The organism is Kitasatospora sp. NPDC024654, assembly GCF_055559155.1.
Genome location: NZ_JBVHLF010000031.1, coordinates 74,732 through 91,079 on the forward strand (window position 1 = coordinate 74,732; position 16,348 = coordinate 91,079).

At 71.0% G+C, this 16,348-nt stretch carries 14 protein-coding genes; 9 read left to right on the plus strand and 5 right to left on the minus strand.

Translation table 11 applies throughout. The annotated features are described in order from the left end of the window. Positions 1-65: 65 nt before the first annotated feature. Positions 66-671: a TetR/AcrR family transcriptional regulator gene (locus ACZ38L_RS19955; protein ID WP_465694986.1), complete on the minus strand. Its 606-nt coding sequence runs from the start codon at positions 669-671 to the stop codon at positions 66-68. A 313-nt stretch (positions 672-984) separates the two neighbouring features. Here ACZ38L_RS19955 and ACZ38L_RS19960 point away from each other — a divergent pair, with 313 nt between their 5' ends. The 4 genes from ACZ38L_RS19960 to ACZ38L_RS19975 all read left to right on the plus strand — a co-directional run bounded on the left by ACZ38L_RS19960 (position 985) and on the right by ACZ38L_RS19975 (position 4,572). Then, positions 985-1,755: an AfsA-related hotdog domain-containing protein gene (locus ACZ38L_RS19960; protein WP_465694988.1), complete on the plus strand. Its 771-nt coding sequence runs from the start codon at positions 985-987 to the stop codon at positions 1,753-1,755. Between the two features lie 62 nt (positions 1,756-1,817). Further along, on the plus strand, positions 1,818-2,438 hold the full coding sequence (locus tag ACZ38L_RS19965; RefSeq protein WP_465694991.1) for a hypothetical protein: 621 nt from the start codon (positions 1,818-1,820) through the stop codon (positions 2,436-2,438). A gap of 104 nt (positions 2,439-2,542) precedes the next feature. Next, a complete protein-coding gene (locus ACZ38L_RS19970) occupies positions 2,543-3,412 on the plus strand; it encodes a hypothetical protein (RefSeq protein ID WP_465694995.1) in 870 nt (289 codons plus the stop codon). Between the two features lie 101 nt (positions 3,413-3,513). Continuing rightward, positions 3,514-4,572, plus strand: coding sequence for a 3-oxoacyl-ACP synthase III family protein (locus tag ACZ38L_RS19975; RefSeq protein WP_465694999.1), 1,059 nt, complete (start codon positions 3,514-3,516; stop codon positions 4,570-4,572). Positions 4,573-4,741: 169 nt separating this feature from the next. Here ACZ38L_RS19975 and ACZ38L_RS19980 read toward each other — a convergent pair whose 3' ends face one another. Further along, positions 4,742-5,512, minus strand: a complete 771-nt coding sequence (locus ACZ38L_RS19980) for an HAD family hydrolase (RefSeq protein WP_465695003.1) — start codon at positions 5,510-5,512, stop codon at positions 4,742-4,744. Positions 5,513-5,682: 170 nt separating this feature from the next. Here ACZ38L_RS19980 and ACZ38L_RS19985 point away from each other — a divergent pair, with 170 nt between their 5' ends. The 5 genes from ACZ38L_RS19985 to ACZ38L_RS20005 all read left to right on the plus strand — a co-directional run bounded on the left by ACZ38L_RS19985 (position 5,683) and on the right by ACZ38L_RS20005 (position 9,969). Next, positions 5,683-6,396, plus strand: coding sequence for a restriction endonuclease (locus ACZ38L_RS19985; protein ID WP_465695008.1), 714 nt, complete (start codon positions 5,683-5,685; stop codon positions 6,394-6,396). Between the two features lie 280 nt (positions 6,397-6,676). Continuing rightward, positions 6,677-7,405: a TetR-like C-terminal domain-containing protein gene (locus tag ACZ38L_RS19990; protein ID WP_465695041.1), complete on the plus strand. Its 729-nt coding sequence runs from the start codon at positions 6,677-6,679 to the stop codon at positions 7,403-7,405. Positions 7,406-7,445: 40 nt separating this feature from the next. Beyond that, positions 7,446-8,618 carry an MAB_1171c family putative transporter gene (locus tag ACZ38L_RS19995; protein WP_465695013.1) on the plus strand — a complete coding sequence of 391 codons (1,173 nt, stop codon included), beginning with the start codon at positions 7,446-7,448 and terminating at the stop codon, positions 8,616-8,618. A 374-nt stretch (positions 8,619-8,992) separates the two neighbouring features. Further along, positions 8,993-9,394 (plus strand): helix-turn-helix domain-containing protein, encoded by a 402-nt coding sequence (locus ACZ38L_RS20000; protein WP_465695016.1) that lies wholly within the window; start codon positions 8,993-8,995, stop codon positions 9,392-9,394. Further along, positions 9,391-9,969, plus strand: coding sequence for a toxin (locus ACZ38L_RS20005; protein WP_465695020.1), 579 nt, complete (start codon positions 9,391-9,393; stop codon positions 9,967-9,969). Before ACZ38L_RS20000 ends, ACZ38L_RS20005 begins: the two co-directional genes overlap by 4 nt. 10 nt (positions 9,970-9,979) lie before the next feature. On the opposite strand, the gene ACZ38L_RS20010 is transcribed toward ACZ38L_RS20005, so the two are convergent. The 3 genes from ACZ38L_RS20010 to ACZ38L_RS20020 all read right to left on the minus strand — a co-directional run bounded on the left by ACZ38L_RS20010 (position 9,980) and on the right by ACZ38L_RS20020 (position 16,318). Next, positions 9,980-13,411 (minus strand): aminotransferase class I/II-fold pyridoxal phosphate-dependent enzyme, encoded by a 3,432-nt coding sequence (locus tag ACZ38L_RS20010; RefSeq protein ID WP_465695044.1) that lies wholly within the window; start codon positions 13,409-13,411, stop codon positions 9,980-9,982. Between the two features lie 14 nt (positions 13,412-13,425). Then, on the minus strand, positions 13,426-14,376 hold the full coding sequence (locus tag ACZ38L_RS20015) for an NAD-dependent epimerase/dehydratase family protein (protein ID WP_465695024.1): 951 nt from the start codon (positions 14,374-14,376) through the stop codon (positions 13,426-13,428). A 205-nt stretch (positions 14,377-14,581) separates the two neighbouring features. Then, on the minus strand, positions 14,582-16,318 hold the full coding sequence (locus ACZ38L_RS20020) for an ATP-binding protein (RefSeq protein WP_465695027.1): 1,737 nt from the start codon (positions 16,316-16,318) through the stop codon (positions 14,582-14,584). Positions 16,319-16,348 lie beyond the last annotated feature (30 nt).

Here is a 16,348-nt window from a genome sequence, read left to right on the forward strand (position 1 = left end):
CCGGTGGTGAGCGCATCGGGCTGCGCTCACCACCGGGCGGTCCGCGGCGAGTTGGTGGGATCCGGTCAGGCGGTGCCGTGCAGGGCGTTGTCGATGACCGCGTGGCCGCCGGCGACCACATTGGCGCGCAGCAGGGCCCAGCTGGCCTCCGAGTCGTGCTCCGGTCCGAGCATCAGCCGACGCTGCTGCGGCACGATGAACGCCCAGGACGCGAGGCCGATCAGGGCGATCAGCACCCGGGCGGAGGCGGTCGGGTCGTCGATGCCCAGGGCGACACTGAGCGACGCGGTCTTGTGGGTGTAGTAGGTCTCGCGCTCCTTCTCGCTGGGGATCGGCCGGTCGCGGTAGTGCAGACCCTCCCAGGCGAGCAACCGGACCAGGTCGCCGTAACGGCGGTGGTAGTCGAAGACCTGGCCGACGTATCCACGCAGCCCCTCCTCGGTCGAGGGGATGGGCACCTGCTCGCCCATCTGCTCGTACACCCGACTGAGGACGGCGGAGAAGAGGGCCTCCTTGTTGCCGAAGTAGGCATAGATGCGCTGCTTGTTGACCCCTGAGCGCTCGGCGATGCGATCCACTCGGGCACCCGCCAGGCCGTGCTCGGAGAACTCCTCCTGCGCGGCCTCCAGCAGCTTGCCCCGGGTCTCCTGGGCCTTGGTGGTGGCTGTCATGGATCGAGGATAGCCCGGGGGGCAACCAACTGGGTGGTTGAGAAAAACCAACTAGATGGTTGCGCCAGCGGCCCGGTCCGGACTAACGTTCTTCTCACCGGCCCAGTCCGACGCAGTACGGGGGACACCGACTCCGGACGACGGCCGCGCCACCTGCTCTTTCGCACAGCTCTTCCCGCACAGCTCTTCCTGCACCACGAGCCTTCGCGTCGAATGCGAGCCACTGCCATTCGCCGCCATCCGCTTGCACCACCCAGCTGCAATGCCCTGCGCCCAGCCTCCGTCCGGAGGCCCGTCAGCCAAGGAGAGACCCATGTCGACCCAGCCCCGAACCGTCCTACTCGTCGGCGACCGCTTCGCCGGATTCGCCGTCCACGAGGGCGTCCGCACCGTCTCGGACTTCATCAGCGAGCTCCTGCTCGGCGGATACGCCGACCTGCCCGAGCGGACCGTCGTCCGGGCCGCCCAGGGCGTCACCCTCGCCGAGTGGGCGGCGGTGCGCGAAGAGGCCGCCCGGCTCGGACTCGACGGCCGGCTGGAGTTCCAGTTCGCCGTGCCGGACCTCTCCCCCCAGGGCGAGGTGCACAAGCGGCTGACCGAGAACACGCTGATCGCCGACCTGCGCCAGGAGGGCACCGCCCGCTTCCTCGCCACCCTGCGGGTGCACAACGACAACGAGCTGCTGCTCGACCACCAGACCGGACAGCACGTCCAGGGCATGGTGGCCGTCGAGGCCGCGCGCCAGATGTTCCTCGCGGTCAGCGAACGGTTCTACGCCAGCCGCCACCCCGAGCGCTCGTACTACTACGTCATCGACACGATGAACACCAGCTTCGAGAACTTCCTCTTCCCGCTCGACGCCACCGTCGAATTCCTCACCACCAGGGCCGAGTTGGCCGATCCCAGCCGGCTCTCGTTCAGCGCCGAGATCAGCGTTTACCAGGCGGCCCGACGCGCCTCGCTGACCCACGTCGAGTACACCGCCTTCGAGTCCGCGCTGATCGAGCCCAAGGAGCACAAGCGGGCCCAGTACGCGGTGGACCACGTGGTCCACGCCGAAGCCCGGACCCTCGTCAACGCCTGACACCCCGTCCCACCCTCACCGCACCACACCAACCGCACGTACATCCAAGAAGGAGAACTCCCATGTCGAACGCCCTGATCACCGTCACCGAGCTGTCCGTCAAGCCCGACCAGGTCGACGCCGCCGCCCAGGCCTGGATCGCCCACAACGCCGCCTCCGGCATCGAGGGCCGGATCCTCTTCCGGGGCCTGGAGGACTCCACCCTGCTGGAGCTGGCGCCGCTGAACGACTACGACGAGCTGGACGCGCTGCGCAAGGACTGGCGGGCGCTGTGGGACGTGGTCGGCCCGATGGCGCTCAGCGACTTCAGCCGCCAGATGCTGCAGTTCGTCGAGGCGCCGAAGCCGGGCAACGACCCGCTGCCCAACACCCCCTACCTGCAGATGCGGCACGTCGAGGTCCCGCCGCCGGCCTACCGCGGCTACCGCGCCTGGCGCGAGGAGACCATCTTCGACGTGGTGCGGACCTCGCCCGAGGTCGAGATCTTCGAGGCCTACCACTCGGTGCTGAGCAGCGAGCCGGGCGTCATGTTCGTCTCCGGCTTCTCCTGCGACCCGAAGGACTACACGGCGGTCTTCACCTCTCCGCGCTACCAGGAGATCGTCCGCCAGGCCGGCGACTCGTACATCACCGGGGGCGACCGCGGCCTCTACACCCGGCTCTACGCCCGGGTCAGCGCCTGATTCCCGTCCCAGTCCCCGTCCGCACCCAGTCGGCCCGCGGGACGCGGGCGCCGTACACCCCCGCGTCCCGCGGGTCCCCAGACCCGGTGAAGGAGAGCACCGCCATGACCGTCGCCATCGAACCCACCACGATCACCAACCGCACCTACGACCTGAGCGTCACCACCCAGGGCCCGCTCTACCCCCCGAGCGAGATCATGGACGAGAACGGCGACTTCGTCGTGATCGGCCGGATCAACCGGCCCGGCCCGGACGGCGGCACCGTCGCCGAGTGGGGCAGCGCCGTGGTCTCCGCCGACAGCCCGCTGCCGCCCTTCGGCCAGCACCTCCCGTACCGGATCGTCCGCGAGCTGCCGGCCGCCGTCCCGCCCGAGGACGCGGCGATGCCGCTCTACACCCTGCCGCTGCCGCTGCCGTGCAACAACTACCACATGCTCTTCGCCCCCGAGCAGCGTCCGGACGCGCACAACGTCGAGCGTCCGAGCTACCCCCTGCACCAGGCCCCGATCGCGGACGCGAGGTTCGAGGACGGCCTGAAGGTGCGCGAGCCGATCCGGCTCAGCCAGTGGATGAAGGCCCGCGGCCAGCTGGAGGTCGCCCTCTCCCCCGACCGGCACAGCGCCGGCTTCTCGTTCGCCTTCACCGGACTGATCCCCGACAGCCTCTACACCGTGATGTCGCTGCGCGAGCACGACCTCGACCCCGCCGGCCCCACCCGGCCCGGACCGCTGGGCATCCCCAACGCCTTCATGACCGACCAGCACGGCATGGCGCACTACAGCGCGACGCTGCCCAACCCGTTCCCCGAGGCCGGCTCCCCCGGTGCCAACCGGGTGATCAACGTGATCGTGCTGTGGATGAGCTACCAGCAGAACTACGGCGGCGCGATCGGCCACTTCGGGCTCGGCGGGGACATCCACGCCCAGCTCAAGCTGCAGGGTCCGAGCTTCCAGGAGTTCACCACCTACGCCTGACCCGGCCGGCCCCTCCCCCTCCTCAGCTGTCTCCAGCCGCCTCCCCAAGCCTTCTCCCACCTCCCACGCGTCCCACACGTCCCTTCGAAGGAGGCACCACCATGCACCGCCCATACTCGATCGGCGTCATCAGCACCGGCTCCTACCTCCCCAGCACCGTCGTGCACAACGACGAGATCGGACAGCGGGCCGGAGTGACCGCCGAGTGGATCGAACGCAAGACCGGCATCCGGCAGCGCCGCCGAGCCGCCCCCCACGAGGCCACCTCCGACCTCGCGGCGGCCGCCGCCGAGAGAGCCCTGGAACAGGCCGGGCTGACGGCGGACCGGATCGGCTACATCGTGCTGGCGACCTCGACCCCCGACCACCCGCAGCCGGCCACCGCCAGCATCGTCCAGTCGCTGATCGGCGCGACCAACGCGGCCGCGTTCGACGTCAACGCCGTGTGCAGTGGATTCGTCTACGCGCTCACCGCGGCCGAGCGCATCCTGCGCGGCGAGCCCGAGGACTCCTACGCCCTGGTCATCGGCGCCGACGTCTACTCCCGGATCCTGGACTACACCGACCGCAAGACCGCCATCCTCTTCGGCGACGGCGCCGGCGCGGTCGTGCTCGGCCGGGTCCCGAACGGCCAGGGCACACTGGCCACCAGCCTGATCACCCGGGGCGACCAGCACCGGTTGATCAGCGTTCCGGCCGGCGGCAGCCGCCACCCCGCCTCCGCCGGCACCCTGGAGGACGGCGGGCACTTCTTCCGGATGGACGGGCGCGGCGTGCGCACCTTCGTCCAGGAGAACCTGCCCGCCGCGGTCCACTCCCTGGTCCGCAAGGCCGGCCTGCTCCGCCACCAGGTGGACCACTTCGTGCCCCACCAGGCCAACGGGGTGATGCTCGGCGAGGTCTGGCCCGAGCTCGGGCTCGGCTCCGCCGACTGCCACCTGGCGCTGGAGCTCTACGGCAACACCGGCTCGGCCTCGATCCCGATCACACTCGACCTGAGTCATCGTCAGGGCGCCTTCACCGAGGACGACATCGTGCTGATGTCGGGATTCGGCGGCGGCATGTCGGTCGGCTCAGCCCTGCTGAGGTGGGCACCCACCCGGCACGCCCGACCGGCCGGACTACGGGCACTCGAGCGCGAACTCGCGGTGGCGGGCTGAACCGTGACGAACACCGATCGCGACCGTCCCGCTCCCCGACTCGCCGGCGAGGAGGACGACGACCACGAACCACACATCTTCCGAGGCATCAACTGAACACCGAATGGCAGGGGTTGGATCATCCAACCCCTGCCATTCGGTCATCGGCGCGCTACTCGGAGCGGTCCGCTCACAGGACGCACTCCCGCGGGCACGGCTCCACACCCGGTTGCCCGGCCCCCATCGACCAGCAGGCCACCGCGCAGCCGGGCTCGACCCCCGCCCGCCGGTCCAGCCGGCGGATCAGCTCGGGATCCCCGCCCACGACCCGCGGATGCCCCACGCACTCCAGCATCGGGAGATCCGACAGGTGGTCGCCGTAGGCGAAGCAGTCCCGCGGGTCGACGGCCGCGTGGTCGGCCAGCAACCGCATCACGCCGGCCCGCTTGCCGTAGCCGATCACCGGCTCGACCACCTCGCCGGTGTATCTCCCGTCCACCGCCTCCGGCGCGGTGGCCAACACGTAGGACGCCCCGACATGACCGGCGATCGGCGCCACGCAGGCGTCGAACGAGCCCGAGACCAGGACGAGTTCCGCCCCGGCCGCGCGGTGCTCGCGCAGCGCGGCGACCGTGGACTCGATGAAGAACCCCGGCGTCGCACTCCGCTCGGCGAACCACCGCCGCCCGAGCTCGGCGATCTCCGCCACCTCCTCGCCGGCGTAGAGCCGGTAGTAACTCCGGTTGACCTCCTCCCGGGGCGCCCCGGCGGCCGCCATGGCGCGCAGCTCCCCGACCATCTCCAGGTACCGGGCCTCTCCCCACTCCCCGTGTCTGCTGGTGAGTTGGAAGCGAAGGAAGTCGAACATGCTCTTGCAGGCGATCAGGGTCTCGTCGACGTCACTGAAGACGAGGTACGGAGGCCGCTGAACGGCGATCTCGGACTCGACCAGAAGGGGCATCGGTGTCGTTCCTCTCCACTGAGGGGGCGTAAGATACCTTCGCGAAGGTATCTTATCGCCGGCTCCCGGTCCAGACCCCGTTCCCAGCCCAACGACCCGGCCGGTGGTGGTCTTCCGCGGATCACCGTCATGCCCAACACTGCTGTCCGGGAGCACCGGAAGGGGACCACATGGCCAGGCGAGGTGGACGCCGCCCGTCGGGGCGCGGGCGGCGGAGCAAGCGGTGGGAGGCAACCCTGGCCGGCGGCGCCCTGCTTCTGCTCCCGCTCATCGCGGTGTGGTCGCTGATCTGGCCCTACCTGCTCGCCGCGGCCGGGATCGGCGGCGTCGGGCTGCTGGGCTGGCGACTGCGGCGCATCGACCGGACCCTGCGTGACCGGGACCGGCGTTGGCGGGCCGAGGAGTTGGTGCGGGCTGGCCACCGGTCGCTCGCCGACGTGGACAGGATGACCGGCACCGAGTTCGAGGAGCTCGTCGCCGCCCTGTGCCGTCGCGACGGCTGCTCCGAGGTCCGACGCGTGGGCGGCGCCGGCGACAACGGGGCCGACGTGCGCGGGCGCCTGCCGGACGGCCGCACGATGGTGGTCCAGTGCAAGCGCTACGCACCCACCGCCGCCATCCCCAGCCGCGAGGTGCGCGACCTGCTGGGCGCCAAGCAGCACTTCGGGGTCGACGTCGCGATCTTCGTCACCACCACCCGCTTCACCCGGCCCGCCGAGTCCTTCGCCCGGGAGAACGGCATCATCGCCATCCACCGCGACCACTTCGGCGCCTGGCACAACGGCACCGCCCTGGAGCCACTGGTCCGGCTCAGCGGCTCCGGCCAGGGGGACGCCCGCCTCCTCGCCCGCTGGAGGAAGACCTACCAGGCCGGCGGTCGGTAGGCCACCGGCCACGAGCACCGTCCCCGAGTCGGGAGCGGCAGCCGCAGCGCCCGTCGACGGGGTACGGATCCGCCACTCGCCAACACCCGTCCACCGCGGGTCCGTTACGGTCACCACCGCGTACCTGCCACCCAGTCAGCGGGCCCGGTCGCCGGGTGCGGGGCTCGGCGGCGAGCGCGCGGACGAGCCGGAACCGGGTGTGGCCGGGATCACAGCGCACACCCGGGGTGATCGGCCGACCGCACTTATGGACCTCACGACCGGCGGGTACGGTTTGGCCATGGATGTTTCCGGAAAGAGCGCCGCCGACGAGAACGCCACACTGCCGGTCGTCATCAAGACCACCGCGCGCCAACTGCTGGTGAAGCTGGGCGCCGGAGGGCTGTCCCCGGATGCTGTCGCCCAGGCCGGCGGTCTTGCCGTCACCGATGTGGAGGCCGTGTTCCCGCATCGGGACGACCTGCTGACCGCGCTGGTCATCGACGCCTACAACGAGTCCGGCGCCGCGATGGAGCAGGCCGATCAGGCCGCCAGCGAGGCCAACGCGTCGGCCGGCGCGAGGCTGCTCGCGGTCACTCGCGCGTTGCGGCAGTGGTCCTTCGACAACCCCGCCGAATTCACACTGATCTACGGCTCGCCCGTTCCGGACTACCACGCCCCGCAGGACACGGTCCCGCCCGCCTCGCGCACCCCCGCGGTGCTGGCCGCCGTCGTGCGTTCGGCGCTCGAGGCCGGTGAACTCACCCCGCCCCGGCGGACGGTGCCCGGGCCTCCGCTGCTCCTGCCGGAGGCCGTGGAGCTCTTCGGCGGCGTGCCCGAGGCTCCGTTCTCGGACATCATCGAGCGCGGCATCGTGCTGTGGAGCAACCTGATCGGCCTCCTGGTGTTCCAGGTCTTCAGCCGAACCCACGACAGTGTTCGTGACGAGTCCGCGTTCTTCGACTACGCCATCGCCGTGGCAGCCGAAGGCATCGGGCTCGTGGTTCCCTTGGGCGAGACCACCGACTAGACCGTCAGCCGCGCGTGCGGCACCGACGGGGGATCAGGCCGTGAACACCACCAAAACCCTCTGCTTCGTCATCGCGGCGCTCTCGTCGTACGCCGCGCTGGTCTACCGGTTGTGCCAAGTAAGGCGTAGTTGGCGGGAGAGCGCCTACCGCACGCTGGTGATCACTCTGCTGCTCCAGTGCCTCACCTTCACGCTGGGTGCCGTCGCCATGGGAAGCAAGAGCTTCCTGGGTGTCGGCAACCTCGCCGTCCTAATGATGCACGTGTCGGCGGTCGCCTTCTGCGTCAGTGCGCAGATCATCCTGCTGCGCTGGGCGACCGCCGCGGAGGAGGCGGTACGGAAGACCCGCTACTGGCTGATCACCGGCGTCGCGCTCAACGCGCTCCTGGTGGCGCTCTTCTTCGTCGCTCACGGCCCCGATCTGCCGGCTTCGGACTTCGACACCGGCAGCGGCCGGCCACTGGTCCTCACCTACCTCCTGGTCTTCATCGTCTCCCAGGCGGTTCCGTGCGTCACCATCTTCCGCCAGTGCGGCCCATACGCCCGGATGACCGGCAAGGCCTCGCTGCGACAGGCCCTGCGGCTGCTCTCGGTTGCCGCAGTGGTCCTCTTCCTCTACTGCCTGGCCAGGACGGTCAACATCCTCACCGCCGCGTGCGGGGTGGACATCGGCGTCTGGCAGGTCGCCGCCTCCGTCTTCAGTGCGGCGGGCATCGTCACCCTCTCGCTCAGTCTGACCATCTCCTCCTGGGGAGCCTCAGCCGCCAGACTGCTGGAGTGGGCACACAGTTACCGGTCCTACCGGGCCCTCTACCCGCTCTGGCGGGACCTGTACGAGTCCTCCCCGGACATCGCACTGGAGCCGCCCGGGGCTTCGGTCTCCGACCTCAACTACCGCCTCCACCGTCGGGTCATCGAAATACGGGACGGCTGGCGGGACTTGCGCCCCTACATCGTCCGCTCCGCCAACGGCGCCGACGCCACGGACCACGTCGACACGACGGACGTCAGGGCGAGCGAGGAGTCCCGACAGGCGTTCGCCGAAGCGGCGCAGATCAGGCGGGCCCTGCATGCCAAGCGCACCGGCACCATCCCCGATGACAGCAAGGACGCCGGCGACTTCGAAGACCGCGACACGGACAACTTCACCGCGGAAGTCGCCTGGCTCACCCAGGTCGCATCCGCCTACCGCAGACTCGGCAAGGCGAGTTGAGAGCTCCCGCCCGGTCTGCAACCCCCGTCAGACCGGGCGGGTTTCCCTTTGGTCCCCCCGTTCCCCCCGGCTCCCCCCGTCTTTCCCGTCGAGCCGGGCGGGTGTGTCCCGCCCGGCCTGGCCCGACCGGTCCCCCCAGGTGCGGGCCAGCCGACATGACCAGCAGCCAACTCGGCTACCCCCGTAAGCGAAGTTAGCTGGCAGCTATCGGCGAGATCCACGTTGGCGGAGTCTCGCTCGATTGTCAACTGGCAGCTAATCTGCGAAACTGACGGATAGCCGAGGGCAATGCCGAGGAGGTGACGGGAGGGAACTTCTCAATGTCCGAGACTGGCGAGTCCGGGACCGATGACCGGCCCGTGATGGCTGTGCGCATGGACAACCTCTTCAGGACGGTCCGTCCCAAGGGCAAGCACTGGACCAACGCCGAGGTGGCGGAGGAACTGAAGCGGGCCAACCCCGAACTCAAGGTCGGGGGCGTGTACCTGTCGCAGTTGCGGACCGGCAAGCGCTCCAATCCCTCACCTGACCTACTGGCTGCCCTGGCTCGTTTCTTCGGTGTGTCGGTCGCCTACTTCTTCGACGACGAGGTCGCCGAGTCGGTGCTCAGCCAGGTCGCCGCCATCGAGGCGCTGCGGCAGGCGGGGGTCCGCGCCGTGGCGATGCGAGCGGCCGGGATGAAGAAGGAGAACCTCCAGGCCATCACCGCCATCATGGACCAGTACCGGCAGATGCAGGGTCTTCCGCCCGTGGCCGACTCCCCGGACCCGGAGTGAGGGGCCCCAGGAAGGTGTGGTCGGCCGACCATGACCGCCGCAGTCAGCTCAAGGGACTCCGGAAGGCCGGCGCACGGCGGATCGCCGAACTCGACCTGCCGCAGGTGGCCGATGTGGCCGACCTCTGCCGCTACCTGGGCGAGATCCGCGGCCGCCCGATCACGCTGGTCGCGATGCAGATGCCCGCGTCGCACCCGTGCGGCATGTGGGTCGCCGCACGCGACGAGGACCTCATCTTCTACGACGCCAACACGACCAGCGCGCATCAGGAGCACATCATCTTGCACGAGCTGGGCCACATCATCTGCTGCCATCGCGGGGCAGGTGGACTGGACGAGGCAAGCTCCCGCCTGCTCTTCCCCAACCTCGACCCCGACCTCGTGCGTGACATGCTCCTGCGCGCCACCTATGACGACGTCCAGGAGCAGGAGGCGGAGATCATCGCCTATCTGCTCTCCCAACGGGTGGGCAGCACCAGGGAGCAGCCTGCCGTGTCCCCGGCCGAACGTGTCGGCGAGGGCGGGGAATCCGGAAGGGACGCCATGCTCAGCCGGATCGAACGCACCCTGATCTGACGTGCGTCACTCACCTCCCGGCGGATGCCACCTCCTCTGCCAGCATCGACACGGCGCGTCGGATGTCGTCCTCACGGTGCTCGCTGGTGACGAAGAACCGCAGCCTCGCGTGCCCCTCCTCGACGGCGGGGTGGAAGATCGGATCGGCGATGACACCCCGGTCGAAGAGCCGGTCCGCGACGCGCAGGGTCGTCGCCGAGTCGCCGAGGAGACACGGCACGATCGGACTGTTGGCGCTGGATCCGGTCGCCAGGCCCCTCGATGCGGCCAGCCCCCGGAAGAGCTCCGACTTCCGCCGCAGAGTGCGCACCCGGTGCGGTTCCGCGACGATCAGCTCGGTGGCGGCCAGCGCCGCGGCCGCGTTGGCCGGGGTCAGGCCCACGCTGTAGACGAAGCCCGGCAGTGTGTGCCGCAGCCACCGCACCATGCGGGCCGCGCCACCGAGGTAGCCGCCGCAGCTGGCGAAGGCCTTGGAGAGGGTACCCATCCACAGATCCACGTCGGATCGGTCGACGCCGAAGAACTCGCCCACGCCACGGCCGTGTTCGCCCACGGTGCCGATGCTGTGCGCCTCATCGACCATCAGCAGGGCTCCGTAACGCTTCTTCAGCTCGATCACGGCGGGCAGGTCCACCAGGTCACCGTCCATGCTGTAAGCGCCCTCGACGACGATCAGCACCCGTCTGAACCGCGACCGGTTGAGCCGCAGTATCCGTTCCAGCTGGCCGATGTCGTTGTGGGCGAACGGGCGTCGCGTCGCCCCGGACAGCGCGCAGCCCTGAAGGATGCTGTCGTGGGCGAGCGCGTCGTGCACCACGAGGTCCCCCGCGCCGGCGAGGTGCCCTATCGCGGTGACGTTGGTGGCGTGGCCGCTCACCAGCGCCAGGCAGTCCCGGACGCCGAGGAAGTCGGCGAGCGCCCGCTCCAGCCGTACGGTCAGGTCCCGTTCACCCGAGAGCGGCCGGCTCGCGGAGACCGAGGTCCCGTACCGGTCCACCGCCTGGTGCACGGCCTCGTTGACCACGGGATGGCCGGAGAGCCCAAGGTAGTTGTAGCTACCGAAGGACAGGTACTCGCGCCCGCCGACCACGGTCGTGTCGCGGATGTTGCCCTGATGGACCCGGAAGTAGGGGAAGTCCGCACCGCTGCCGAGGATCGTGCTCAGGCGCTCCTCGAACTGCCGCACCTCCGGGAAGTCATCGACGCACGCGGTGGCGTCGGCCCAGTCCGCCCGGGTCTTCCGGGGCAGGAGCTCACTCGGGGCCGGCGACCCCGTGAGGTACGGATCGACCAGCGTGATCAGCTGCTCGATGGTGAGGCCGGGCGAGAACATCTCCTCGGTGCGGAAGCCTGTTATCCGCTTGCCGATGTTGACCTCCAGCTCCTGCAACATCAGGGAGTCGAAGCCGAGATCGGTCACCAGCGCCATCCGCTCGCTCAGGTCGGCGAGCGGGAAGACGCTGGTCCGCGACACCTCCTCGAGCACGATGGCCGCGGCGGACGCGCCACCGGCCCGCACCGCCGCGGGCTCCGCCTCGGGCGGGTCCACCGGCCCGGTCTGGTTGGCCGGTTCGCGAGCCGACCCGTCCACCGCCCAGTGGTGGCGCGGGGCGAGCGGACTCGGAGGCAGGGTGCACGGGGGTGTTCGCTCCATCACCGGACGAAGCCCCGAACCGGTGACCGCGCGCTCCGCGAGCCGGGCCAACGCGGCCGTGTGGGCCTCGGCGTCCAGCAAGCCCGGTACCGGCACGGCGACCTCCGGCAGCTCGTCTCGTGACACCGTGCCGACCACCAGCCCTGGCCCGAGATCCCCGGTACGGCCCGCCGCCACGGACTCGGCCGCCGCGGTCAGCTTGGTGACGGCGTCGGCGGCGTCCTCCGCCACCACGGCGAGGCGTTCCGTGAGGGGAGCCCGGCGGGCCAGGGTGTCCGCCACGCCAGCCAGCGGCAGCTGGTCGCCGGAGATGGTGCGTGCCAGTTCCCGGGCGTAACGGGCGAGCCCGGCCCGGTCGCGCGCGCTGAGCACCAGGAGGCGCGGCCCGGCGTCCGGGGACGGGCGGGCCGGTGCCGTGGTGCACTCCTCCAGGACCAGGTGGACTCCGGTGCCGCCGAAGCCGAAGGCGCTCACCCCCGCCCGACGCGGCTCCCCGGACCCCGGCCAGCGGGTCGGCGCCATCGGGACGGTCAGTCGCGCGGCGTCGAGCCCGGAACGGTCGGCCAGGTCGAACTCCGGCTGCGGCGGTATCACTCCCCGGTGCACGGCCAGCACGGTCTTGATGAGTCCGGCTATCCCCGCGGCGTTGAGCGAGTGCCCGACCACTGCCTTCACCGCTCCGAGGAAGGCGGGCGCACCTCGCTCACCCCGCAGTTCACGCAGGACACCGACCTCGATCGGATCGCCGACCGTGGTCCCGGTGCCGTGCGCCTCCAGGTACCCCACCGAGTCCGGGGCCAGTCCCGCATCGCGGTAGGCCCGGCGCAACGCCCGGAGCTGACCGGCCGCCTGGGGATGCATACCGCCCTGCACGGTCCCGTCGTTGGCCGTGCCCACACCTCGGATCACCGCATAGACCCGGTCGCCGGCTGCCAGCGCGTCGGCCAGCGGCCGCAGCACCAGGACCCCGGCCCCCTCCCCCAGGACGAATCCGTCCGCCTCCGTGCCGAACGGCAGACACCTGCCGCTGCGCGAGATGGCGCCGATCCGGCACAGCCCCACCAACAGGTCCGGGGTGAGCATCAGTTGGGCACCGCCCGCGAGTGCGATGCGGCATCGGCCCGCGCGCAGCGCGAACACGGCGTTGGCCACGGACATGAGTCCGCCGGAACACGCCGAGTCCAGCGCATAGCTCTCGCCGTGCAGATCGAAGACCGAACTGATCGTGTTCGGCCCCATGTTGAGCAGGAGCCCGGCCACGGACGTCCCGTGCAGCCCGTCGACCGCGCGGACCGCCTCCAGCCACCGGGGATCGGTCGCCCGCGCCCCGAACTCGCCGCCAGCCAGCTGCCGCATCCGGATCTGCAGGGTGCTGATCGCGCGGTAGCCGCTGTCGGTGAGCGACGTGATCACCGAGGTCTCCTCACGGTCGAAGCCCTCGGCCTCCCACCCCGCGTCCTGGATCGCCTCGCGGGCGAGGTCGATCAGCAGCCGGTGCTGCGGATCCATCGATTTGGCCCGCCGCGGCGGGATGCCGTAGTGCACCGCGTCGAAGTGGCCCACCTCCGGCAGTAGCGCCATGGTGTCCGTGTAGGCCGCGGACGAGTCACGGAAGTTGTGGCTGAGGAAGGTGGCGGTGCGCCAGCGCGAGTCCGGGACGGTCGAGAACTGCGCCTGCGGGGCCGTGAGGAGCCTCCAGTACTGGTTCACGTTCCGTGCCCCCGGAAACCGGCAGGCCATCCCCACGACGGCGACGTCATCACGCCGCGCTCCCGCCGGGCCCGCCATGGCGTCCTTCACGGTCACCGACGTCCCCCCTCGGAGGCCAGTCGCTCGCGCCACCAGTTCACCGTCGCCCTGACCTGCTCGTCGACGGGGGTGGCCCGTACCGCGAACTCGGCTTCGTAAGCGCTTGAGTCAGCCACGAACGGACGGTCGAACTGGTAACGGACCTCCTTCAGTTCGCGGATCAGCGGGGAGAGGACCGACACGACGCCCAGCAGGGCCGGCGGGAGCCTGCGCACCGCGACCGGCCCCGTCCCCGACCGGGCGGCGAGGCGGTCGACCATCTCCCGGGTGGACAGCGCGGGCTGCGTGGGGACGTGCCAGGCCCGTCCCCAGGCCCGCTCCTCGCCCGCGACCTGGACCAGGGCCCTGGCCACGTCGGGGAGGTAGCTCCAGCTGTGCGGGGCGTCCGGATCCCCGAGCGTGGAGACCGGCTTGCCGCGCAGCAGTCGTGGCATGACTCGCGCGGCCAGGTGCCCGCCATCGGTCACGCCGGGCCCGAAGAAGTCCGAGGCCCGTACCTCGACCGCCTTGATGCGACCCTGCTCGTGCAGCTTCCGCGCCTGTTCCCAGACGGCGGCGCGCACCCGCCCCTTGGGGCCGGTCGCCGCGAGCGGCAGCTCCTCGGACATCGGACCGTCCACCGGGCCGTAGCCGTAGAGGTTGCCCAGCATGACCAGGACGGCCCCGGTCGCCTCGGCCGCCGCGCAGACCGACGAGGCCAGCGGCGGCCACTCACTCGCCCAGCGGTGGTAGGGCGGTGCGGCACAGTTGTGGATCGCGGCCGCACCCCGCGACACCTCGACCAGTCGTTTGCTGTCCGTCGCGTCCAACGCGACGTGTTCGATGCCGGGCTCGGGGCTCCGGCCCGACCTGGTGACGACCCGTACCGAATGACCCCGCTCGGCCAGCAGTCGAGCGGTGGCAGCCCCGGCGGGCCCGAATCCTATGACGACGTAAAGGCTCACTCCCGCACAGTAACGTGATGGTGTGTCACTCCCGTGGCAGGCCTTCGCGCCCCGGAGGCCCGCCACCGCCGGCCGCGACCGGGATCCCGGACCCGAGTTCACGGGCGCGGTCGTGGACCGTAGCGGGGGTCGACAGGAGCGGAGCCGGGACCCGGTCCCTCCGCCGCCCGGCCCCGGCACCCACGTGGTCTGCCCAGGTCACCGCCTACACGGGCGTTCCGGGTGACAGGAGCGCGGAGAGGGCCGTACTCGCCCGGGCCGCCAAGCCGTCGGCCCCGCAGCGCGCGGCCAGTTCCAGGCCCCGCTGGAGGAACGCGCCCGCGTCGGGCGACCGGTCGGTCCCGGCGAGCGCCGCCCCCAGGTCGACCAGGGCGCGGGCGTGCTCGTAGCCGGCCGGGGAGCGCTCCAGACGCCGTACGGCCTCCTCGAGCATCGTCACGGCGCGCGGTCCGTCGTGGACCGCCGCGCAGAGTCGCAGGGCACTGCCGACCGCCGAGTCCGCGCCGAACTCCTCGGCCCGGCGCACGGCGTCCTCGGCGAGCTCCCGGGCCCGGTCCGGTTCCCGGTCGGCCACCGCGAGCGCCAGGTGTCCGGTCCAAGGCGCCCACACCGTGTTGCGCCAGCCCCGCGCGTCCAGGGTGGCGCCGGCCGAGGCCAGGGCTGCGGCCGCGGCCTCGGTGTCGCCCCGGGCCAGCAGCAGCCTGCCGTAAAGCGTCGGGGCGTCCGGCAGCACCATGACCGACGGGTACGGCGGGCCGAACGAGTACCGTTCCGCGAGTTCCCAGGCCTCGTCGGCCTTACCGCGTGCGAGCAGGGTGTCGGCCAGCACTCCCACGGCGTCCCACTGCAACGGGATGCCCGGGGCGATCCGCTCCGCTATCCGCAGGGCGCGGCGCAGGAAGTCCTCCGCCCCGCCGAGGTCGCCGCACCGGAACCGGAGGAGTCCCATCAGGAAGTGCGCGAACCCCAGGTGGCCACCGCTCCACCCGGCCAGCTCGTAGGACCGGATCGCCTCCCCGAACAGCGCCTCCGCGCGCTCGATCCGGTCGGCGTACAGGTAGGAGATGCCGAGGATGCCGGGCAGCTCGAAGCCCCACATGGTGTTCGTCCAACCAAGGTCCGCCGGGAGCCCGCCCCCCTCCAGGGCGGACTCCGCCAAGGCGATCGCCTCGGTGAAGTCCGCCCCCCGCAGGGTGAGGTCCCAGCAGCGCAGTACCGACACGGCGCTGCTCAGGCTGCTGTCCCCGGTGAGCCGCCGGCCGAACTCCTCCAGCCGGCGGGAGCGGCCCGGACCGTCGTCGTCCTCCCCCTGGAAGACCGCGAACATGAAGTGCGCGACCTCCAGGCGCATTCGGCCGGGGCCCGGGGAGGTGCGGGTGGCCTCCTCGGCGCACACCTTGGCGGCCTCGCCCAACTGGTTGCTGTGGGCCAGCGCCTGGGCGAGCCTGAAGGTCGCGTCCACCCGGAGGTCCGGGCTCAGTCCGTCCTCCTCGTCCAGGGCGAGGCGCAGCTGGTTCACCGTGGTGGCCGGGTTGGTCAACAGGGCCGAGCAGCCCAACTCGTAGAGCACCTGGGCCCGGTCCTCCTCGTCCGGCGGCTCGCACATCGCACGTCGCAGGCAGCGCTGTGCCGCTTCGGGCGCGCCGATGGCCAGGTGCTCGGCAGCCGCCTTCCGCAGCTTCCGCACCATCTCGCCGTCGCCCTCCGGGAAGGTCTCGAGCAGGTGCCGGGAGGCGGCCAGCAGACCCAGGCCCGCGTTCTCGACCTGGACGGCGGCGACGCCGTGCATGGCGGTGCGGGTTCCGGCCGGCATCGACTGGTAGACCGAGGTGGCGACCAACGGGTGGACGAACTCCAGCCGGCCGTCCGAACTGCTGCTCAGAGTGCGGTTCGCGCCGTAATGCCGGGTTTGGCGTCGCTCGATGGGGTGACATTGGGGCATCTCTGCCGGTCAGGCATTCGAGATTCGCTT